At 63.2% G+C, this 21,922-nt stretch carries 20 protein-coding genes; 3 read left to right on the forward strand and 17 right to left on the reverse strand.

All coding sequences use genetic code 11. From position 1 onward, the window contains the following. Window positions 1–115 precede the first annotated feature (115 nt). On the forward strand, window positions 116–967 hold the full coding sequence (nadC, locus tag CFY91_RS06330; RefSeq protein ID WP_093985507.1) for a carboxylating nicotinate-nucleotide diphosphorylase: 852 nt from the start codon (window positions 116–118) through the stop codon (window positions 965–967). Between the two features lie 45 nt (window positions 968–1,012). Here the strand turns inward: nadC and CFY91_RS06335 are convergent, their stop codons facing one another. Together CFY91_RS06335 and CFY91_RS06340 are read right to left on the reverse strand one after the other, a co-directional pair. Beyond that, window positions 1,013–4,105 carry an efflux RND transporter permease subunit gene (locus tag CFY91_RS06335; RefSeq protein WP_093985508.1) on the reverse strand — a complete coding sequence of 1,031 codons (3,093 nt, stop codon included), beginning with the start codon at window positions 4,103–4,105 and terminating at the stop codon, window positions 1,013–1,015. Between the two features lie 6 nt (window positions 4,106–4,111). Further along, entirely contained in the window at window positions 4,112–5,215 is a 1,104-nt protein-coding gene (locus tag CFY91_RS06340; protein ID WP_093985509.1) for an efflux RND transporter periplasmic adaptor subunit, read from the reverse strand. Window positions 5,216–5,309: 94 nt separating this feature from the next. Here CFY91_RS06340 and CFY91_RS06345 point away from each other — a divergent pair, with 94 nt between their 5' ends. After that, window positions 5,310–5,966, forward strand: a complete 657-nt coding sequence (locus CFY91_RS06345) for a TetR/AcrR family transcriptional regulator (RefSeq protein WP_093985510.1) — start codon at window positions 5,310–5,312, stop codon at window positions 5,964–5,966. Here CFY91_RS06345 and CFY91_RS06350 read toward each other — a convergent pair. Beyond that, window positions 5,961–6,746 carry a class I SAM-dependent methyltransferase gene (locus CFY91_RS06350; RefSeq protein ID WP_093985511.1) on the reverse strand — a complete coding sequence of 262 codons (786 nt, stop codon included), beginning with the start codon at window positions 6,744–6,746 and terminating at the stop codon, window positions 5,961–5,963. The genes CFY91_RS06345 and CFY91_RS06350 overlap by 6 nt on opposite strands. Window positions 6,747–6,837: 91 nt before the next feature. Between CFY91_RS06350 and CFY91_RS06355 the strand changes: the two genes are divergently transcribed. After that, window positions 6,838–7,620 (forward strand): hypothetical protein, encoded by a 783-nt coding sequence (locus tag CFY91_RS06355; RefSeq protein ID WP_093985512.1) that lies wholly within the window; start codon window positions 6,838–6,840, stop codon window positions 7,618–7,620. 6 nt (window positions 7,621–7,626) lie between these two features. On the opposite strand, the gene CFY91_RS06360 is transcribed toward CFY91_RS06355, so the two are convergent. The 14 genes from CFY91_RS06360 to CFY91_RS06425 all read right to left on the reverse strand — a co-directional run bounded on the left by CFY91_RS06360 (window position 7,627) and on the right by CFY91_RS06425 (window position 21,908). Beyond that, on the reverse strand, window positions 7,627–8,475 hold the full coding sequence (locus CFY91_RS06360; protein WP_093985513.1) for a DUF72 domain-containing protein: 849 nt from the start codon (window positions 8,473–8,475) through the stop codon (window positions 7,627–7,629). Next, window positions 8,475–8,828, reverse strand: a complete 354-nt coding sequence (locus tag CFY91_RS06365) for a hypothetical protein (protein ID WP_093985514.1) — start codon at window positions 8,826–8,828, stop codon at window positions 8,475–8,477. Before CFY91_RS06365 ends, CFY91_RS06360 begins: the two co-directional genes overlap by 1 nt. A gap of 73 nt (window positions 8,829–8,901) precedes the next feature. Then, the gene (tsaB, locus tag CFY91_RS06370) at window positions 8,902–9,585 is read right to left on the reverse strand and encodes a tRNA (adenosine(37)-N6)-threonylcarbamoyltransferase complex dimerization subunit type 1 TsaB (protein ID WP_093985515.1); all 684 of its coding nucleotides are present in this window, start codon (window positions 9,583–9,585) and stop codon (window positions 8,902–8,904) included. A gap of 80 nt (window positions 9,586–9,665) precedes the next feature. After that, entirely contained in the window at window positions 9,666–10,313 is a 648-nt protein-coding gene (gene adk, locus CFY91_RS06375; protein ID WP_093985516.1) for an adenylate kinase, read from the reverse strand. 330 nt (window positions 10,314–10,643) lie between these two features. Next, window positions 10,644–13,274 carry a phosphoenolpyruvate carboxylase gene (gene ppc, locus CFY91_RS06380; protein WP_093985517.1) on the reverse strand — a complete coding sequence of 877 codons (2,631 nt, stop codon included), beginning with the start codon at window positions 13,272–13,274 and terminating at the stop codon, window positions 10,644–10,646. A gap of 47 nt (window positions 13,275–13,321) precedes the next feature. Next, window positions 13,322–14,257, reverse strand: coding sequence for a DUF2628 domain-containing protein (locus CFY91_RS06385; protein ID WP_093985518.1), 936 nt, complete (start codon window positions 14,255–14,257; stop codon window positions 13,322–13,324). Window positions 14,258–14,308: 51 nt separating this feature from the next. Next, window positions 14,309–14,629: a PA3694 family proteiin gene (locus tag CFY91_RS06390; protein WP_093985519.1), complete on the reverse strand. Its 321-nt coding sequence runs from the start codon at window positions 14,627–14,629 to the stop codon at window positions 14,309–14,311. Between the two features lie 11 nt (window positions 14,630–14,640). Next, window positions 14,641–15,519, reverse strand: coding sequence for an alpha/beta hydrolase (locus CFY91_RS06395; protein WP_093985520.1), 879 nt, complete (start codon window positions 15,517–15,519; stop codon window positions 14,641–14,643). After that, window positions 15,519–16,265, reverse strand: coding sequence for a TIGR00266 family protein (locus CFY91_RS06400; protein WP_093985521.1), 747 nt, complete (start codon window positions 16,263–16,265; stop codon window positions 15,519–15,521). Before CFY91_RS06400 ends, CFY91_RS06395 begins: the two co-directional genes overlap by 1 nt. 61 nt (window positions 16,266–16,326) lie before the next feature. Continuing rightward, window positions 16,327–17,616, reverse strand: coding sequence for a flavohemoglobin expression-modulating QEGLA motif protein (locus tag CFY91_RS06405; protein ID WP_093985522.1), 1,290 nt, complete (start codon window positions 17,614–17,616; stop codon window positions 16,327–16,329). A gap of 17 nt (window positions 17,617–17,633) precedes the next feature. Continuing rightward, window positions 17,634–18,173 carry a hypothetical protein gene (locus CFY91_RS06410; protein ID WP_093985523.1) on the reverse strand — a complete coding sequence of 180 codons (540 nt, stop codon included), beginning with the start codon at window positions 18,171–18,173 and terminating at the stop codon, window positions 17,634–17,636. Between the two features lie 186 nt (window positions 18,174–18,359). Continuing rightward, window positions 18,360–19,877, reverse strand: a complete 1,518-nt coding sequence (lysS, locus tag CFY91_RS06415; RefSeq protein WP_093985524.1) for a lysine--tRNA ligase — start codon at window positions 19,875–19,877, stop codon at window positions 18,360–18,362. Between the two features lie 121 nt (window positions 19,878–19,998). Continuing rightward, window positions 19,999–21,094, reverse strand: a protein-coding gene (gene prfB, locus CFY91_RS06420) for a peptide chain release factor 2 (protein ID WP_106408248.1) whose coding sequence is annotated in 2 segments (ribosomal slippage) — window positions 19,999–21,021 and window positions 21,023–21,094 — 1,095 coding nt in all. Because the reading frame shifts where the segments join, the coding sequence is not laid out codon by codon here. Window positions 21,095–21,200: 106 nt separating this feature from the next. Continuing rightward, window positions 21,201–21,908 (reverse strand): tellurite resistance TerB family protein, encoded by a 708-nt coding sequence (locus CFY91_RS06425; RefSeq protein ID WP_093985525.1) that lies wholly within the window; start codon window positions 21,906–21,908, stop codon window positions 21,201–21,203. Between the last annotated feature and the right edge of the window lie 14 nt (window positions 21,909–21,922).

Raw genomic sequence — 21,922 nt, forward strand, 5'->3', positions numbered from 1 at the left:
AGATCACACCCAGACCAAATCAACCTACAAACGGTCAAGGTACGTGACCGACGGCGCAACCTGACGAGCGCAAGACGGCACCGTATAATCGCCAACTCACCCCAGAGAGCCGATCATGCCTAATCTGACCCTTGCCCAGCTGACCGATGAAATCCAGGCCAACGTACGCAGCGCCCTGAAGGAAGACATTGGCAGCGGAGACATCACCGCCCAGTTGATCCCTGCCGAGCGCCAGGCTCGCGCCCAGCTGATCACCCGTGAAGCAGCCGTCATCAGTGGCTGCGCCTGGGTCAACGAGGTATTCCGTCAGATTGATCCGACAGTCAGTCTGGAGTGGCTGGTCGAGGACGGCCAGCAGGTACTCGCCAACCAGCTACTCCTGCGCCTGAGCGGCCCGGCACGGGCCATTCTCAGTGGCGAGCGTGCGGCACTGAACTTTCTGCAGACCCTATCGGCCGTAGCGACCCGCTGCCGCCAATATGCCGATCTGGTCAGCGGCACCGGTGTGCGCCTGCTCGATACCCGCAAGACCCTGCCGGGCCTGCGCCTGGCGCAGAAATACGCGGTCACCTGCGGTGGCTGCGACAATCACCGCATTGGCCTGTATGACGCGTTCCTGATCAAGGAAAACCATATTGCCGCCTGCGGCGGTATCGCCCAGGCTGTCGCGCAGGCACGCCACATCGCCCCCGGCAAGCCGGTGGAAGTCGAAGTCGAGGATCTGCAGGAACTACAGCAGGCACTCGCCGCCGGCGCCGACATCATTATGCTCGACGAACTGAGCGATGCCGATATGCGCGAAGCCGTACGACTGTGCGGTGGGCGCGCCAAGCTGGAGGCTTCCGGCGGCATCCATGGCGGAAACCTGCGTAGCGTGGCGGAAACCGGCGTCGACTACATATCGCTTGGCACGCTGACCAAGGACATCAAGGCCGTCGACCTGTCACTGCGCCTGCTGGCCGACTGACCCGCACGACGCCCCTCACCCAGTCGGCAAGGGGCGCCAGCCCATTCAGTGGTCTGCCCTGGGGCGCGTCGGTTCATCGGCGCGCACCCTGAACCAGGCAGCATAGAGCGCCGGCAGGAACAGCAAGGTGAGTGCCGTGGCAACGATCAAACCGCCCATGATGGCCACCGCCATCGGCCCGAAGAATACGCTGCGCGACAACGGAATCATCGCCAGTACCGCGGCCAGCGCGGTCAGCACAATGGGCCGGAAACGCCGCACGGTCGCTTCGATGATGGCATTCCAGCGACTCAAGCCTGCGGCGATATCCTGCTCGATCTGATCAACCAGAATCACCGAGTTGCGCATGATCATCCCGGACAGGGCAATGGTGCCGAGCATGGCGACAAAGCCGAAAGGCTGCTGGAACAACAACAGAAACAGCGTCACGCCAATCAGTCCGAGCGGTGCGGTCAGGAAAACCATCACCGAGCGCGAGAAGCTCTTCAGCTGCAGCATCAGCAAGCTCAGCACCACCACTACGAACAGCGGCAGCCCGGCATTGACCGACGCCTGGCCACGCGCCGAATCCTCAACCGTGCCCCCCACGTCCAGCAGGTAACCATCCGGTAGCTGACGGCGAATCGGCTCCAGGGTCGGCAGAATCTGCCGGGTTAGCGAAGCCGGCAACTCGTCGCCATAGATGTCGGCGCGCACCGTGACCGTGGGCAGGCGATTGCGATGCCAAATCACGCCTTCCTCGAAACCATAGGTCAGGGTGGCCACCTGCGACAACGCCACACTGCGCCCCTTGTCCGTCGGCACCGCCAGGCTGCCGAGCTGGCCCAGGCCAAAGCGCTCATCGGGCGTGCCGCGCAGCTGGATCTCGATCAGCTCGTTGCCTTCGCGGTACTGGCTAACCAGCGTTCCGGACAGCGCGCCCTGCAGGAAGGCAGACAAGTCCGCGGTGCTGACCCCCAAGGCACGGGCGCGATCCTGATCGATATCCAGACGCACCACCTTGCTCGGCTCCTGCCAGTCCAGGTGCACATTGACCACATGGGGGTTTTCGCGCACCTTCTCTTCGACCTGATGGGCCAGCTCGCGCACCGTATCGATGTGTTCACCAGACACCCGGAACTGCAACGGGTAACCTACCGGAGGGCCATTTTCCAGACGCGAAACCCGCGAGCGCAGCTGACTGAAATCGTTGTTGAGTAGCTCAATCAGCCAACTGCGTACCCGCTCGCGCGCCTCGACATCCTTGGCCAACACCACGAACTGGGCAAAGCTGGTCGCGGGCAACTGCTGATCCAGGGGCAGATAAAAGCGTGGCGAGCCCGTTCCTACATAGGCCACGTAGTTCTCGATCTCCGCGTGCTCGCGCAGCCGTACCTCCAGACGTGCCACCTGTTCTTCGGTAGCGCGCAACGAAGCGCCCTCGCCCAGTTTCAGGTCGACCATCAGCTCGGGACGCCCGGAGGCCGGGAAGAACTGCTGAGGCACGAAGCGGAACAGCACGATGGACAGGGCAAACAGTCCCAGGGTCAACAGCAACACCCGCCCACGGTTTTCGACACACCACCCCACCACATAACGCACCCGCTGATAGAACGGCGTGGCATAAGGGTCATGCCCTGCACCGCTACCGCCGTGCTTGGCTGCATGCAGTTTGGCCAGATCAGGCAGCAGGCGCTCGCCCAGGTAAGGCACGAAAACCACGGCGGCGATCCACGAAACCAACAAGGCAATGGCGACCACCTCGAAAATCGACCGGGTGTACTCGCCCGTTCCCGATTGCGCCGTGGCAATCGGCAGGAAGCCGGCGGCAGTGATCAGCGTGCCGGTGAGCATGGGAAAGGCCGTACTGGTCCAGGCATAGCTGGCTGCCTTGATCCGCGAAAAGCCCTGCTCCATTTTGATCGACATCATCTCCACGGCGATGATCGCATCGTCTACCAACAGCCCCAGCGCCACCACCAGCGCACCCAGGGAAATCTTGTGCAGACCGATACCCAGGTAATGCATGACGGCAAACGTCATCGCCAGCACCAGCGGAATCGACAAGGCCACCACCAGGCCGGTGCGCATACCCAGAGAGAAGAAACTCACCAGCAGGACAATAGCCACCGCCTCAGCCAGCACCCGCACAAACTCGCCAACACCCGCACGCACCGCAGCCGGTTGATCGGCCACCTGGCGTAACTGCATGCCCAGCGGCAGCGTTTCCTGGATACGTGCAAATTCCGCAGACAGAGCCTTGCCGAGCACCAGGATGTCACCACCCGGCTTCATCGATACCGCCAGGCCAATGGCATCCTCGCCCATGAAGCGCATACGTGGCGCAGGCGGATCATTGAAGCCACGCTGCACCTCCGCCACATCGCCAATCCGCAAGGTGCGGTCGCCGACGCGAATGGGGAAGTTGCGAATCTCCTCGACGCTGCGAAAACTGCCGCTCACGCGCAGTTGCACCCGGTCAGTCGGCGTCTCGATGAAGCCTGCCGAAGTCACGGCGTTCTGCTGTTGCAAGGCCTGCTGCACCAGAGGCAACGGCAGGCCCAGGGTTGCCGCCTTGGTATTGGACAGCTCGATCCAGATCTTCTCATCCTGCAAACCGATCAACTCGACCTTGCCGACATCCTTGACCCGCTGCAGCTGCAACTGCACACGGTCGGCATAGTCCTTGAGCACCGCATAGTCGAAGCCTTCACCGGTCAAGGCATAGATGTTGCCGAAGGTGGTGCCGAACTCGTCATTGAAGAACGGTCCCTGGACACCTGGCGGCAGGCTGTGACGAATGTCCGAGACCTTTTTGCGAATCTGGTACCACAGTTCGGGAATATCCTTGGAGCGCAGAGAGTCACGGGCGATGAAGGTGACCTGCGACTCGCCGGGGCGAGAAAAGGACACGATCTTGTCGTACTCACCGGTTTCCATGAGCTTCTTCTCGATGCGCTCGGTCACCTGCCGCGACACTTCCTCAGCCGTCGCCCCCGGCCACAAGGTGCGCACCACCATGGCCTTGAAGGTAAAGGGGGGATCTTCGCTCTGGCCCAGCTTGCTGTAGGAGATCGCCCCGACCACCGCCAGCAGAACCATTAGATAAAGGACGATCTGACGGTTCTTCAGTGCCCATTCGGAAAGGTTGAAGTTCATCCGCGATTACTCCTTGCCCGCCAGATCAACCGGACGGTTATCGCGATCAACCGGTCGTACCCGCAGCCCTTCACGGAGCAGGTGAACGCCGCCCACCACCACCCAATCGTCGCCATGCAGGCCGTTGAGAATGGCCGCACGTTCCTCATGGTAGGGACCAATCACCACCGACACGCGCTGCAGACGGCTTTCGCTGCCGCGCACTACCCACACATAAGGCTGGTCGTTATCGGCGCTGAGCGCCGACAGCGGCACCGACAAGGGGACTTCGCCATCATGCTGGACATGCACCCGGGCACTCTGCCCCGGCTCAGCGGGAACCTTGGTGTCGACAAACGAAACCCGCGCAGCAAAGGTGCGCGACTGCGAGTCTGCCGAGGGCGCCATCTCGCGAATCACCCCCGGGTAGCGACGACCGGGCTGCGACCACAGCTCAACCTCGACCTGCTGGCCAATGCGATAACGCTCGTAGCTCTGCTCGGGCAGGCTGATCAGCACCTCGCGCTCGCCATCCGCCGCCAGCACGAATACCGTCTGCCCGGCCGCCAGCACCTGGCCTACCTCGCCGCGCCGACTGGCAATCACCCCGTTCTGCGGTGCGCGCAACACGGCATAACCAGCCTGGTTGCTGGCTACGTTGTACTCGGCACGCACCTGTTTGAGGCGCGCCTCACCGGCACGGTAGAGATTTTCCGCGTTGTCGTACTGCGACTGGCTGACCAACTGACGAGCCAGCAGGGTCTTGTAGCGATCACGCTCGGCGCGTACCAGCTTGAGATTGGCTTCGGCAGCCGTCACCTGGGCGCGCATGGCTTCCAGTTGCAGGCGCACATCCTGCGGGTCCAGTTCAGCCAGCGGCTGATCCTTGCGGACCCGCTCGCCGACTTCGACCAGGCGTTTACTCATCTTGCCGCCGATGCGAAAGCCCAGTTCCGGCTCGAAGCGGGCCCGCACTTCGCCAGGAAAGGTATCCACCAGCGCACCGGCAGGTACCGGCTGCACCACCAGCACCGGACGCGCCGCACTGGCAGTAGGTTCCTCGCTGCCACAGGCAGTGAGCAACAGGCCCAATACAGCGGGTATGGCAAGCGGCAAGACATGACGAAACATGGGAGCAACCTTTGCACAAATAGGGTTATTGGAATATTTATACCGGCGAGTATAGTAAAAATAGCAAACCCGCCAGTCCAGTATTTAAACGACGATGTCAGACACTCTTTCCACCAGCCTGTCCACGCCCAGCAACGGCCCCGGCCGCCCCAAGGATCAGCTCAAACGTCAGGCAATCCTCGACGCCGCCAAGCAGCTGTTCCTCCAGCAGGGCTACGAAGGCACCAGCATGGATGCCATTGCCAGCGCCGCGGGCGTTTCCAAGCTCACCGTGTATAGTCACTTCACCGACAAAGAAACCCTGTTTGCCTGCGCCGTGGCCGCCAAATGCGAGGAACAGTTGCCAGCCACCTATTTTGAGCTGGCAGCAGATGTGCCGATCGAGGCCAGCCTGCTGGCGATCGGGCGGGGCTTCAATACGCTGGTCAACAGCGACGAATCACTGGCCCTACAGCGACTGATGACTGCGCAGGGCGGACAGAATCTGCAACTGGCCCAGTTGTTCTTCAATGCCGGCCCGCAGCGCATGCTCGACGCCATGCACAAGTTGCTCGAGCAGGCCTGCCAGCGTGGCCAACTGCAGATCGACAACCCGGCACGCGCCGCCGAACACTTCTTCTGCCTGATTCGCGGCGGATGCAATTTCCGTCTGTTGATCGGCCTGTGCGAGCCGCTCAGCGGTAGTGCCGCAGAAGAGCACGTCAGTGACGTGGTCGGTTTGTTCCTGCGCGCCTACCGCGCGAGTTCATGAAAGTTTTTTCTTGGCATAAATGTCATAGCGGCTGGATTTACCCTCCAGGCTGTAACTGGGTGCAGGGCCGCTAATCACCGGCGCCTTGCGCGGGCGCTTGACCACTACGCGATGGGAAGCCAGTGCCAGTGCTGCCTCCAGCAGGCTGGACGCGTCCTCGTCATCACCCACCAGCGGGCGAAACAGGCGCATTTCCTTCTTCACCAGAGCACTCTTGTCGCGGTGCGGAAACATCGGATCGAGGTGGATGACCTGCGGCACGTCACCCTGCCAGTCACGCATCAGGGCAATGGCGTCGCCCTCCAGCAGCTGCATGCGCGCCACGATGGCAGCCACCTGATCATCAGTCGCGGCACGCCGCAGGCCATCGGCCAGCAGTGCCGCGATCACCGCCTGCCGTTCGCACATCTGCACCCGGCACCCCAGACTGGCCAGCACAAACGCATCACGCCCCAATCCCGCCGTAGCCTCCAGCACATGGGGACGAATCCCCGGAGCCAGGCCCACCGCCTTGGCAATCATCTGCCCGGCGCCACCTCCGAACTGGCGACGGTGCGCCAGCGCACCTTCAACAAAATCGACGCGCACCGGCCCCGGCGCCTGCGGTCCCAACTCGACCAACTGCAAACCCTGTTCACCTAGTTGCAGGGCAAAATCCGCCACCGTCGTCTGATACGCCAGGCCGAGTTGTGCCGCCAATGCCTGAGCCGGAAGCGCATATTCAGCTTGCAGGGCTTGCACACTCAGACGCACGGCCTGCCATTCGTCGTTTCTCGCCATCGTCTCGCTCAATGATTGCCCACCTGCGCCGATAACTCGGCAAAGCGACATTTTGCCAGAGCCCGGCCACCACGTCGCAGCGAGGTGCAGCATGTTCGAGGTCATCAGCGCGCGCCAAGCCAGCGCGCCCACGCCACGCAGCGACAACCTTGAGCAGCGCTTGCAGAGCGACATCGAAGCCTCGCTCGACTACCAGATCCTCCGTCGTACCCTGGGCATTGCCAGCGAGGCGGCGCCCCCTAAAGCTCCCGTGGAAAAGCAGCCCGAAACAGCTGCCGATCCCGAGCAACTCCTGGAAAGCGCCGCCCGCGACGTGGCACGCTTCGAGCAGGTACTCAGCCAGCGTGAACTGCAGGTAGAGATCGGCCAGCCCGCCACCCCGCAGGTCAGTGATCCGTTGGTGCTTGATCTGGCCGGCAATGGTTTCAGTACCACAGGCTTGGAGCGTGGCGTTCGCTTCGACCTGAATGGCGACGGCCGGCAAACCCTGACCAGCATGCCCAGCGGCGATGACGCGTTGCTGGCCATGGATCGCAATGGCAACGGACGCATTGACGACGGCCGCGAACTGTTTGGTGACCAGCGTGGTGCGGCCAACGGCTTTGCCGAACTGGCCCGTCTGGATGACAACCGTGACGGACGCCTGGATGCCCAGGATGCGGCCTTCCAGCAGTTACGCCTGCTGCGTTTCGATAGCCAGGGTCGCCAGCAACTGCAAAGCCTGGAGCAGGCCGGCGTCAGCGCCATCAACCTGCGTGCCCGGGACGTGGACATTGCCCTCGGCGCCTACGACCGCATCGCCCAGCTGGGCAGCTTCGAGTTTGCTGACGGGCGCAGCGGCCAGGCCGCCGATCTGCTGCTCGCCCAGCGCTAACAAGGCTCAGAGCAGCGCGTACTGCTCGCTGGCGGCAGGCCATGGCAGATCGCTCAGCCCTGGCAGGCGTGCTTGCAACTGGCGGTGAAAACGCCAGGCGAGTAGTGGCGCCAGCTGGTTGTCCGGGGTATGCAGATAGACATGCGGGGTCAGTCCGGCAGTAATCCAGTCGGCCACCTTGTCCAGCCAGGGCTGCAGGAAGGCATCGTTGGCAGGTAACTGTGGATGACCGATGAAACGTAGCTGCGGACTGTCGCTGAACGCCGTCGGACGCACCGGCAGCCGTGGTTTCTTGGCCTGGGCATGGCGTACCGCCGGGCTTTGCAGGGTGCAGCTGAACAAGGCCCGCGCATCCAGGCAGATACGCTCGACCTGACGATCACGCAACAGGCGGTTGAGCGCCCGCTCCTCTTCACCGCGGGCAAAGAACAGCGGATGACGTACTTCCACCGCCACGGCCCGTCCCTGCAGGGCATCGAGCAAGGCAACCAGCTCACCCAGACGTGCCGGGGCGAAGCTGGCAGGTAACTGCAACCACAACGGATGCACACGACCACCCAGCGGCGCCAGCAACTCAAGGAAACGCTCCAGCAGCGCCTGCTGCCCATACAAACTGGGTGCATGGCTGAGGCTGCGCGGCAACTTGGCCGTGAAACGAAAGTGCGCCGGCATGTGCTGCGCCCAGCGCCGCACCGTCTCGACACTCGGCACGGCATAGAAGGTGGTATTGCCTTCGACCGTATTGAACACCCTGGCATAGCGTTGCAGGGCGTGGCCAGCCCCGGATTGACTATAGAGGTGCGCGCGCCAGGCCGGCTCGTTCCAGGCCGGGCAACCCAGGAAGTACGGCAACATCAGGCGTACAGATCAAGCCCCAGAACCTCTTGGGCATCACTCTGCACCACCATCGCCGAGGTGCTGGCATAGCTAGCCAGTGCCTGGGCGGCACGTGAGCTGACCTGCGGGCGCAATTCGGAGAACTCGCCATAGTTCTGCGTGCGCGCCGGCAATACCTCGCCAGACGCCGTACCCGCCTCGGCACGCCGGGTACGCGCGAGATTATCCAACCCCTGGGTCAGGGCGGGACTGACCGGCTGCTGACGCTGCTGCTCAACCTGGCGCTGCACCTCGGGATACGGCGTCAGCGCATTGCCGGTACGGCCACTGCGCTCGGGGTTGTAGCCTGCATTGAAGGAATCGATACGCATCGTACGCAACACTACCCGGGAGAATCTGAGGAAAATCTAGCCTTCGCCGTGCAGCTTGGCAATCTGCCAGTGGTCAGCCGGCACTGGCCTGCTTGGGCGTGGCGACATTGTCACGCAGATAGACCGGCTGAGCCTGCTCGGCCGGCAGTGCCTCACCACGTTGCCAGGCAAAGCGTGCCAACTGCAGGATATCCAGGGCATGCGGCAACAAGTCGGCCTGCTGCCTGGGCACCTGGGGAAGCCGTGCCGCATGGCTGCCCCAGCCCGTCCCCGCGGCGAACCATTCGCTGGCCTCGCCCATCGGCAGACGAACGGCCTCCGGCGGCAGCACCGCTTCCTCTTGGCAGGCACGCATCTCGCCCTGCTCCAGGCGATAGCAACCCCAGTAGACTTCATCCATCCGGGCATCGATGGCACTGGCCACCTGCGTCGCCCCTTGCTCGCGCCAGGCACGCTGTGCCAGAGCAGCCAGGTTGGACACCGGCAGCACCGGACGCTGCAAGGCAAACGCCAATCCCTGCACCACGCCAATGGCAATACGCACCCCTGTAAAGGCGCCGGGGCCACGACCGAAGGCAATCCCATCCAGCTGGCTCAGGCTCAGCCCAGCCTCGCTCAACAGGTGCTGGATCATCGGCAGCAGGCGCTGGGCATGCAAACGGGGGATCACCTGATAGTCGCTCAGGCAGCGCCCATCGTGCAGCACGGCAACAGAGCAGGCTTCAGTGGCGGTATCCAAGGCCAGCAGAGTAGTCATGGGCAACTCCGGTCAACAAGGGCGAAGATGATAAACGACAACGGCCCGCAAGCGGGCCGTTGCATGACATACCGAACGGCTTAACTGAGCGCAGCCAGGACCTTCGCAGTGATCTCTTCCACCGAACCCACACCCTCTACCTTGGAGCACTTGGGCGTTTGCTCGACGGCGGCCAGGCGCGAGTAGAAATCCACCAGCGGCTTGGTCTGCTCGTGATACAGCGCCAGACGCTTGCGTACGGTTTCCTCGCTGTCATCAGCACGCTGAATCAGCGCATCGCCTGTCTCGTCGTCAACACCGGCCACCTTGGGCGGATTGTGCTCGACGTGATAAACGCGGCCAGACGCTTCATGCACCCGGCGACCGGAAATGCGCTTGACGATTTCTTCATCGTCCACAGCGATTTCCAGCACATGATCAAGCTTCACACCGGCCTGCTGCAAAGCCTCTGCCTGAGGAATGGTGCGCGGGAAGCCATCAAACAGGAAGCCATTGGCACAGTCATCCTGGGTCAGGCGTTCCTTGATCAGGGCAATGATGATCTCGTCGGAGACCAGGCCACCGCTGGCCATGATGTCCTTGACCTGCAGGCCCAGCGGGGAGCCCGCCTTGACGGCGGCGCGCAGCATGTCACCCGTGGAGATTTGCGGGATTGCGAACTTCTCGGTGATGAAGCGAGCCTGGGTACCTTTACCGGCACCGGGCGCCCCCAACAGAATCACGCGCATCGTTGTGCTCCTAAAACAGTTTCAAAAGGCTCGGACAGGCCGCTCGGGCCCATCGCAGGTATTCGTTTCGCGCCTGGCATACAGGTCGCTGGGACTGGGGTGACGCTGTCGGCCTGGTGTCGCCTGGCACACGCCTGTCGATGACCGTGCCGACCTGCCATACGGCTCTCGTCGACACGCCCGGAGTCATGTTCCGGCCTGCCGGGCGCAGTGATAATGCGGCCTCGACGGGCGAAAGGGTTGTCAAGATACACAGCGTATCAACACCTTACAAGCAGCCATAGGTCGCATTCACGCGCGTGACGGCAAGGTCATAGTGTGACCCATTGCTCAACCGGTATTGCGCAGGCCTGCCGCGATCCCCGCCACACTGACCAGCAGCGCCTGTTGCACGGCAGCCTGCTGCGCACCCTCAGGCAGGCGCGAGCGGGCCAATAGCTCAGCCTGCAGCACATGCAGCGGGTCCAGATAGGTGTTGCGTACCGCCAGCACCGCACGAGTTTCCGGGCTGCCGGCAAGCAGGCAGTCGGCGCCGGTAATTTCCAGCACACGCGCCTGCGCATCAGCCAGTAACTGGCGCAAGCGCTCACCCAGCGGCCGCAGCGGCGCTGCCACCAGGCGTTCGTCATACAGGCGAGCAAGATCAGCATCGGTCTTGGCCAGCACCATTTCCAGCATGTCGATGCGCGTACCGAAAAATGGCCAGTCCCTGCGCATCTCACGCAACACCGACAGCTGCCCGCCCGCCAACGCGTTACCCAACGCGCGCTCCCAGCCCAGCCAGGCTGGCAGCATGAGACGCGTCTGTGTCCAGGCAAAGATCCACGGAATGGCCCGCAGGCTTTCTACCCCACCTTCGCGACGCTTGGCCGGCCGACTCCCCAACGGCAGACGTCCCAGCTCCTGTTCCGGGGTTGCCTGGCGGAAATACTCGACGAAGCTGGGCTCCTCGCGCACCACCTGGCGATAGGCTTGCACGCCGTCTGCCGCCAGCTGATCCATGAGCTGACGCCAGGCCGGCTTGGCCTGCGGTGGCGGCGACAGGGTGGCCTGCAACACTGCAGCGGTGTAGAGGCTGAGGTTATGCACGGCAATGCCCGGCAAACCGAACTTGAAGCGGATCATTTCGCCCTGCTCGGTAGTCCGGAAGCGCCCTGCCACCGAACCCGGCGGCTGCGAAAGAATCGCCGCATGGGCCGGTGCACCACCCCGCCCGACCGTACCGCCACGGCCATGGAACAGCAGTAGTTCCACGTCCTGCGCCTGGCAAACCGCCACCAGTGCTTCCTGCGCACGGTACTGTGCCCAGGCCGCCGCTGTAGTGCCGGCGTCCTTGGCCGAGTCGGAGTAGCCGATCATCACCTCCTGCGGACCACTCAGGCGCGCCCGGTAACTGGCCAGGCTCAGCAACTGACTGACCACCGGCGCGGCGTTATCCAGATCCGCCAGGGTTTCGAACAGCGGCACCACGCGCATGCTGCGCTGCAGCCCGGCCTCCTTGAGCAGCAGCTGCACGGCCAGCACGTCGGAGGCCGCTCCGGCCATGGAGATCACGTAGGAACCCAGCGAGGCCGCCGGGGCCTGCGCCACCACCCGGCAAGTGGCCAGTACTTCGGCGGTGTCCTCGCTGGCCTGGTAATGCGCCGGCAACAAGGGCCGTGGGTTGTCCAATTCGGTCTGCAGAAAAGCCAGGCGCTGTGCTTCCGACCAGTCCTGGTAGCAGCCCAGCCCCAGGTAGTTGGTGATCTCGCTGAGCGCCGCGGCGTGTCGGCTGGAGTCCTGGCGAATATCCAGACGCACCAGGAACAGACCGAAGGTAGCCACCCGGTGCAGGCAATCGCGCAGCGAGCCGGCGGCAATCACCGACAGGCCACAGGCCTGCAACGAGGCATAGCAGAGCGCCAGGGGCTCCCAGAGTTGCTGGTTATCCTGCAGAACCAGCGGGCCGGGGGGCAGCTCTTCATGCAATGCCGCATGCGCCCAGGCACGCGTAGCCCGCAAACGCTCACGCAAATGGCGCAGTACCTCACGATAGGGCTCTGTGCGCGTGCCAGCCTGGGACAGCAGTTCGGCGCTGGCCTGGTGCATGGATAGTTCGGTAATCAGTTGCTCGACATCACGCAGAAAAAGGTCCGCCGCCATCCAGCGCGCCAGCAGCAGCACTTCGCGGGTCACCCGCGCAGTGACATTGGGGTTGCCATCGCGGTCGCCGCCCATCCACGAGGAAAAACGCAGCGGCGCGGCTCCCAGAGGCAAGCCCTGGCCACACGTTTGCTGGACGGCCTGCTCGACCTGACGAAGAAACTCCGGCACAGCCTGCCACAACGAATGCTCGATCACCGCAAAGCCCCATTTGGCCTCGTCCACCGGAGTCGGCCGCGCATGGCGGATCTCGTCGGTATGCCAGGCCTCGGCCACCAGTTGCTGCAAGCGCTGATGAATACGCTGTCGCTCAACCGGTAACAGATCGGCATGATCCAGCGCGGCCAGTTGTGCGGCGATCGCATCGTACTTCTGGATCAGCGTACGGCGGGCCACTTCGGTGGGGTGAGCAGTCAGGACCAGATCGATGTCCAGACTGCCCAGACGCTGGGCCAAGGCATCCGCCGCGTGGCCCTGCTCGCGCAACTGGCGAAGCAACTGCGGCAAGGCTTGTTCGGCCAACTGGGCGGCCTGGCTGGGCGGTTCGCGACGCAACTGCTGGTACTGTTCGGCAATATTGGCCAGGTTGAGAAACTGGCTGAAGGCGCGCACCACTGGCAACAACTGCGAATCATCCAGGCGGGCCAGTTCCGCCTGCAACGCAGCCTGGCCATCGAGCTGGCGGGAAGCCTTGGCAGCCTGGCGAATGCGCTCGATACAGGCCAGGAAATCCTCACCGCGATCATCACGAATGGTCTGCCCCAGCAACTCGCCGAGCAGGTGCACGTCTTCACGCAGACGCGGATCAATCTTCGACATGGCCGTTCCCCCGTTAGGCACAAGGCTGTGCCTGCAGTTATAGCTGCTCAGGGCTGCTCACGGCAGCGCCCAGGCAGGTATTTGTCACTGATCTGCTCGCTACGGCACTGCCACTCCAGACGACCATCGGCCTGGGGCTGGGCCACCAGTAGCAGTTGCTGGCCGGCCAGCGTCGTGCCGGCCAGGGTGATATGCAGCGTGCCACTCTCCGCGTCCAGCTCGATACGCTGCACGCTGTCCGGCAAGGGCGTGGCAAAGCCCGCTTCGGCCAGGCTGGACGGTAGTTGCTGCTGTCGGTAGTAGTAGCTGCTCACCACCACACTGGCGGAGCGCCCCAGCACTTCGGCCTGGGCGACCCGGGCACGCTGACTGTAGTCGTGATACGCCGGAATGGCGATCGCCGCCAGAATACCGACGACGGCTACGCAGAACACCGCCAGGATCAGGAACAGCGCCGCATGACTGGTACCACCATTGGCCGCCAGCAAGGCGAACTGGCGCTGGGGATCGGTGCTGCTGGCTCTGGCTTCGGCAATCTTGCGCTGACAGGCACGGTAGTACCAGGCATTGGCATACAAGGGCGGCAGCAGCAGGATGGCTAACAGGTAAAGCAGGTACCCCAGTCCGATCACGCTGCCGGCGGCTTCACCCGCCGCGACACCCAGCAGCCCCAGCAGCAACATCAGCACGTAGGGCAGGCTGAAATAGGCCAGCCCGTGCAGCCACAGCTTGCGATACAGCAGCCAGTAGAAGGAGATAAAGAAGGCCGGCCAGTGCCAGCTGATACCTGCCTTGCCGGCGGCATCAAAACGCTGGAACTGGCGCAAGTAATAGGCGCTATGACGCGGCCCGATCACCGCGCGATACCACTCCTCCCGCTCTGCCGCGGGCGATACAGGCTGACTGTCCAGCGGCTGACCGCAGGACGAGCAAAAACGCGCTGCCGGCATTTGCCGGCTGGCGCAATGGTTACATAGCGTCATGTGAACATCCCTGTCAGGTAGCAGGCCCGCGCCTCGGAGGGCGCACAGGCCTTACAGTGCCGCCGGCGTATCAGCGTGACAACGCACGGCACGCTTGCGCTTGTCGACCAGCACGCCGGAAAGCCCCTTCTGCTTGGTATCGAACAGAACCAGCACACCGTCGATGCACTGGGCAACCTGCTGGGCAGGCTCATGAGACACCTTGTAGTCCTGGCCGGGAATGGTTTTGAGGAAGGTGTAATCGGCCAGCAGCAGGGCATCTTCTTCCTTGGCGATATGCAGGTAGCCGTAGTACCACAAAGCGGCCACGGTGGCCGCGACTGTCGCCACGGCGGTCAGGATGCAAGGGATCAGGTTACGCTCTTCGGTCATCGTCGGATCACTTAATGCGGATGGTCGGGATTGGCTATTTCACCCAGGCGCCGCAGGCCACGATAGCCCTGCGGGTCCTCCAGGTAACGCAGCATCACCTCGCGCCACACGGGCTCGGCGAACGTCTGCACATGCTCACCGCGGGTAGGCTGGAAGACCCGCGGCGGCTGCGCAGCCTGATACAGCTGCACGCCGTTGGCAAGCGGCACCACCGCATCATCCGGGCTGTGGTAGATGAGAATGGGCAAGCCCTGCAGGTGTTCGATGGCATAAGCGGCGCTTTCCTGCTCGGGCAAAAGCCAGGACAACGGGTACTGCAAGGCCCAGGTCAGCCAGTGACTGCCCAGCGCATGCCGGGCCACGCCGCGATAGCTGGCCGGCACGCCATCCAGCAGCAAGGCCTGCAGACGCTGGCGCTGTTCGGCATGCTCGGCCAGGTAACGTACTGCCAGCGCGCCACCCAGGCTCTGGCCGAGCACGACCAGCGGCTTGCCCTGCACGTCCGGCGCCTGCGCCAGCCAGGCAAAGGCGGCCTCGATATCCTGGTACACCGCCGGCAGACTCGGTTGTCCGGCGGACAGGCCATAGCCCCGGTAATCGAGCATCAGCACCTGATAACCCTGGGCCGGCAACCAGGCCACCCCCTGCAGGTGCCAGGCCAGGTTGCCACCATTGCCATGCAGGTGCAGCACCGTGCCACGCGGCGCCACCCCCGGCGCCGCGGGCAGCCACCAGGCATGCAGGCGCGTGCCATCGGCCGCCTGCAAATACACATCGCGATAGTCCAGCTGCAGTACCGCCGGGGTCACCGGCAGCCCCGCCTGCGGGTAGAACAGCCACTGGCTGCAGCCACCCAGCAACAGGCACAGCCCCAGCAGCAGGCTGCGCATCACTTGCCGCCGGCGCGCACTTCCTCGCGCGCCTTGTAGGTCGCCTCGTAGATACGCTCGGCCAGGCGCGAGAACGGCAGGCTCTGGATCCACACCGTGCCGGTGCCGCGCAAAGTGGTCAGAAGAATACCCTCGCCACCGAACAGCATGCTCTTGAGACCGCCGGCCAGGGCGATGTCGTAGTCGATGCCGGCACTGAAGGCCACCAGGCAGCCGGTATCCAGACGCAGCGTCTCGTTGCGTAACTCCTTGCGAATCACCGTACCGCCGGCATGCACGAAAGCCAGGCCGTCACCTTCGAGCTTTTGCAGAATGAACCCCTCACCGCCGAAAAAACCGGCACCCAGGCGCTTGCTGAAGCTGATGCCGATCTGCGTACCGTAAGCCGCGCAGAGAAAGGCATCCTTCTGGCAGATCAGTTTGCCGCCGACCTGGCCAAGCTCGATGGGCACCACGCTGCCCGGGTAAGGCGCAGCGAAGCCCACCCGTTGCCGGCCCTGGCCGTGGTTGCTGAAATGCGTCATGAACAGCGACTCACCGGTCAGCAGACGCTTACCGGCGCCCCATAACTTGCCCAGCACACCATTGGCCGAACCATCGCCCATGCGCGTTTCGAAACGGATGCCCTCGGTCATGTAGTTCATCGCCCCGGCCTCGGCGATCACCGTCTCGCCGGGGTCGAGAATGATCTCCACGGTCTGCGCCGAGGAGCCGAGAATTTCATAGTCGAGTTGATGGCTGGGCATGGAAGTAACCTTGGGTTAGCGGCAAGCCACAAGCGTGCAGGGAGTTAAACGCTTGCAGCTGCTAGAGGATGTTCGCGTAGTCCGCCTCGATGCGTTCCAGGCTCAGGTGGTTGAGAAAGTTGGAAAAACACATCCAGGCTGATAGCGCATTGAGATCACGAAACTGTGGCGGCAGGTACAGGGGGGGCACCACGATGCCCTCATCGACCAGCTGGCGCAGCGCACGCATGTCCTCCAGGGTGGTTTTGCCACAGAACAGCAGGGGAATCTGCTCCAGCTTGCCCTTGCGCACCGCCAGCTGGATGTAGTTGTAAATCAGGATGAAGCCCTTCAGATAGGACAAATCCTTGGTGAAGGGCAAGCCGTCGGGCAACGAGCCGCGAAACACCCGGCTGCTGTTGGCGTAGCTGTCTTCGGCGGAGAAACCCTGCTCCAGGAAGAAGCGGTAGATTTCCAGGAAATCTGCGCCCTCCTCGGCCATGTGGATGGCCCGGGTACGGTTGGTCAGCTTGCGCAGGCGCGACGGATAGGAGGCAAAGGTAATCACCTCCATGAGAATCGCCAGGCCTTCCTGGGTCACCGTCGACGAGGGCGGTCCTTTGGCGAGGAAGGTACAAATCGGCTGGTTGAGGCCATTCAGCGTGGTTCCCACATGCACCATGCCCTCATGTACCTCAAGAGCCCGCACATCGCGCTCATTGAAGCGCGCATCGCTACGCAGCTTGATGTAGTCGGCACCGGCCGCGGCATCGGCGAGAATGCCGTCGGACACCATGACACGCACCGTATCGTCACCGAACAACGCCGACAGCCGCTGCTGCAGCAGGTTGACCGCCTGACTGGCGTCGAGGGTTTTCGCTTCATCGACCAGGTCACCGCGTGCGGCGATGGCATTCAGGTAATCGCTGAGCATCAGTCCCAGGTCAGCCAGGGTCGGGTCGCCGGCATGGAAGGCATCGGTCGCAGCGCCATACAACTCCTGGGAGATCAGGCCGAAATCCGCCGTACCCCGGCCTTCGAGCATGCGAATGACCATGCGGTATTCCTTGCACATGCGTCGCATGATCTGCCCCACCGGGCTGAACTGGCCGAGCTGGCTGGTGATATCCCGCTCGATGGCCTGCAACTCCTGCTTCTTCGCCGCCGGGTCGAAACCCAGCGGGCGAGCCAGGTAGTAGTCGCGATCCACCGCCGGCAGCGCCTGCGCCCCCTGGGCAAAGAAGCCCTCACGTACGCCATCGTCCCACTTCACCGCATCCAGTATGCGAATCGGCACCTGCGCGGCGACGATACGCTCGGAAAGCCGGCGAATGCTCAGCTGATAATCATCCAGTCCGCTCGTCGCCGCCATGCGCCTACCCTGCCTGTTCAGTCCGCGCGACGCTGGAAGCGCGCCACTTCGACGAACAACCCGGCATTGGCCGGATCGTCCAGATAGCCCAGCACTTCATGCAGCGGGCTGGCAATGGCCAGTCCCTCGCCTTCCTCGGTGTCGAAGGGCGAACCGGCCAGGCGTCCCTCTTCGACATCGCGCATGACGCGTTCGATATCCAGGCTGAACAGCACCAGCTCATTGCCCCGCGTCAGTTCGAACCCCAGCCAGGCATGCCGTCCGCCCAGGCGTTCGGGCAATTCGGCGCTGAGGTACCAGCGACGGCCATGGTGGCGCACGGTAAAGGGATACTCCTCGAACTTGTCGTCATCATCGGCCAGGCGTGCGCGATAGCGTTGTGCACCCGCATGACTGATGGACAGGTACTGGCTTTCGCCCCACTCGTTCTGTCGCTGCCAGTCACCCAGCAAAGGCATGGGCGCGGCCTCCTCGGGCGGAATACCCTGCTCGAACGACACCAGGCAACCGCCCAGCAGTGCCAGGCAACACAGACACAACACACGCCATACGTGCATGGCACGCTCCTTGGAAAGACCAGGCCGGAAGCTCATGCGCCCACCACCAGGCGCCTGGCGATGATCTTGGCGGGCGCCCCCGGCCGCCGTCAACCATCAGCCGCAAGCGTTTGTCCGGGGCGTGTACTGCTGCCTAAAACGCAACAGCCCGCCAAGAAGGCGGGCTGTTGTGAGACTGCAGGCGACTCAGTGTTCCGGACGCATGTGCGGGAACAGGATGACGTCACGGATCGACGGCGAGTTGGTCAGCAGCATCACCAGGCGATCGATGCCGATGCCTTCACCGGCCGTCGGCGGCATGCCGTATTCCAGGGCACGCACGAAGTCGGCGTCGTAATGCATGGCCTCGTCATCACCGGCGTCCTTCTCGGCTACCTGCGCGTGGAAACGCTCGGCCTGGTCTTCGGCATCATTCAGCTCGGAGTAGGCATTGGCGATCTCGCGGCCGCCAATGAACAGTTCGAAGCGGTCGGTGACGTTGGGGTTCTGGTCGTTGCGCCGGGCCAGCGGCGAGACCTCGAAGGGGTACTCGGTGATGAAGTGTGGCTGCTCCAGCTTGTGCTCGACCAGCTCCTCGAAAATCATCACCTGCAGCTTGCCCAGACCTTCGTGGCCGAGCAGCTTGGCACCGGCCTGCTTGGCGATGGCACGGGCCTTCTCGACATCATTGAGGTCTTCGGCGGTGATCTGCGGGTTGTACTTGAGGATCGAGTCGAACACCGACAGGCGCGCAAACGGCTCACCGAAGTGGAACACCTTGTCGCCGTACGGCACGTCGGTGCTGCCCAGCACCGCCAGGGCCAGCTCGCGGAACAGCTCCTCGGTGAGGTCCATGTTATCGCGGTAGTCGGCATAAGCCTGGTAGAACTCCAGCATGGTGAACTCGGGATTGTGCCGGGTCGACACGCCCTCGTTGCGGAAGTTGCGGTTGATCTCGAAGACCTTCTCGAAGCCACCGACCACCAGGCGCTTGAGGTACAGCTCCGGGGCGATGCGCAGGAACATCTGCATGTCCAGGGCATTGTGGTGAGTTTCGAACGGCTTGGCCGCGGCACCGCCGGGAATGGTCTGCAACATCGGCGTTTCCACTTCGAGGAAGCCCCGCTCATTGAGGAAGCGGCGGATGTGTGCAATTACCTGGGAGCGTACGCGGAAGGTCTGGCGCACGTCTTCGTTCATGATCAGGTCGACATAGCGCTGGCGGTAGCGTTGCTCGGTGTCGGTCAGGCCGTGGAACTTGTCCGGCAGCGGACGCAGCGACTTGGTCAGCAGGCGCACGCTGTGCATGTAGACGTACAGGTCACCCTTGCCGGAACGCGCCAGGGTGCCTTCGGCGGCAATGATGTCGCCGAGGTCGAAATGCTTGACCGCCTCCAGCTGCTCGGCCGGCAGGGTCTTGCGGTCGACATACACCTGCAGGCGACCCGAGGTGTCCTGGATCACCATGAAGGCGCCACGGTTAAGCATAATGCGCCCGGCAACCTTGACCGGAATGGCGGCCGCTTCCAGCTCTTCCTTGCTCTTCTCCGCATACTGTTTCTGCAGGTCGGCACACAGGCTGTCGCGGCGGAAATCGTTGGGAAAGGCATTGCCCTGCTCACGCACGGCGGCCAGCTTTTCCTTACGCTGGGCAACCAGCTTGTTTTCTTCGTGCTGCCGCTCTTCGTGGGAAAGGCTGGACTGGTCGAGGTGTTGGTCGCTCATTGCGGGTCGTCCCGGTCAAATCATCGTTCTTGAAAGGTCACTGCACAGTTCAAGCGGGGGCCTCCACCTGGAGGCTCACCCGCTGCAGCGTGCAGCTTATCGCTTGAAGCATGCGCCTGCTTTAGAGGCCCTGTTTCAGACTGGCCTCGAGGTAGCCATCGAGGTCGCCATCGAGCACTTTCTGGCAGTCACTGCGCTCGACACCGGTACGCAGATCCTTGATGCGCGAGTCATCCAGCACATAGGAACGGATCTGGTGCCCCCAGCCGATGTCCGACTTGCTGTCTTCCAGGGCCTGCGAGGCGGCGTTGCGCTTCATCATTTCCAGCTCGTACAACTTGGCCCGCAGCATTTTCATGGCAGTGTCCTTGTTGGCGTGCTGGGAGCGTTCGTTCTGGCAGGCCACCACGGTGTTGGTCGGCACGTGGGTGATACGCACCGCCGAGTCAGTGGTATTGACGTGCTGACCACCGGCGCCGGAGGAGCGGTAGGTGTCGATGCGCAGGTCGGCCGGGTTGATCTCGATTTCCACCTTGTCGTCGATCTCGGGCGAGACGAACACCGCCGAGAACGAGGTGTGGCGACGCGCGCCGGAGTCGAACGGGCTCTTGCGCACCAGGCGGTGCACGCCGATCTCGGTGCGCAGCCAGCCAAAGGCATACTCGCCCTTGATGTGCACGGTGGCGCCCTTGATGCCGGCGACTTCGCCTTCAGACAGTTCGATGATGGTGGCATCGAAGCCGCGCTTGTCGGCCCAGCGCAGGTACATGCGCAGCAGGATATTGGCCCAGTCCTGAGCCTCGGTACCGCCGGAACCGGCCTGGATATCCAGGTAGCAGTTGTTGGGGTCCATCTCGTGGCTGAACATGCGGCGGAATTCCAGCTTTTCAAGGATTTCGCGCAGACGTTCCACTTCGGCGACGATATCCTTCACCGCGCCTTCGTCGTTCTCTTCGGCAGCCATTTCCAGCAGATCCCTGGAATCGGCCAGACTGCCGGTAAGGTCATCGATGGTCTCGACAATCTGCGCCAGCATGGCGCGCTCACGGCCCAAGGCCTGGGCGTACTCGGGCTTGTTCCAGACGCCGGCGTCTTCCAGCTCGCGGTTTACTTCGATCAGGCGATCATGCTTCTGATCGTAGTCAAAGATACCCCCGAATGGACTGGGTGCGTTCGGTGAGGTCCTTGATGCTGTTGAGGATCGGATTGATTTCCATGGCGGGATACTCGCTGCACGCTATTGCAAAAGCCGGCGAGTATACCCGAGCGCGCCGCGCCCGGGCAGTCCTGTACGTCGCCGGGCGGCGACGTACAGGTAGACTTTCAGGCCTGTCCGAGCTGCTGAACCTGGGCCTCCAGGGCGCTCTTCAGTTCCGGAGCCAGTTGCAGCTGGCGAGCCAGTTCATCCAGATAGGCACGCTCCATGAAATGCTCCTCATCAACCATCAGCACGCTGGCCAGGTAGACCTCGGCAGCCATTTCCGGCGTCGTCGCGGCGGCAGCTACTGCAGCCGGATCCAGCGGGCGGTTGAGTTCCTGCTCCAGCCAGCGCTGCAGTTGCAGGTCGTTACCACTGAGCTTGGTCATTTCTTCCTCGATCAACGCGCGCTCGCGGGCATCGACATGCCCATCGGCCTTGGCCGCCGCCACCAGCGCCTTGAGAATCGCCTGGCTGTGCAGCTCGGCCTGCGGTGCCGGCAGACGATCGACGGTCTGCGGCTCGCGCGCCGGCGCACTGCCGGCCTGCTGCGCCTGCCAGTTGCCATAGGCCTTGTAGGCCATCACGCCGAGCGCCGCTAGGCCCCCGTAGGTCAGCGCCTTGCCACCGAACTTGCGGGCCTTCTTGTTGCCCAGCAGCAGGCCCAGCGCACCGGCGGCCAGCGCACCACCGGCCGCACCACCCAGCAGGCTGCCCAGCGGCGAGGCGCCCTGCCCGGCTCCGCCGGCCGGTTGGTTATTGCCCAGGCCATTTTGTTGCAGCAATTGCTGTCCGGACTTGAGCAGTTGATCGAGCAAACCGCGGGTATTCATGGATATGCAGCTCC

Origin of the sequence: Pseudomonas fluvialis (genome assembly GCF_002234375.1) — a bacterium.
In the GTDB taxonomy this organism is placed as follows: domain Bacteria; phylum Pseudomonadota; class Gammaproteobacteria; order Pseudomonadales; family Pseudomonadaceae; genus Aquipseudomonas; species Aquipseudomonas fluvialis.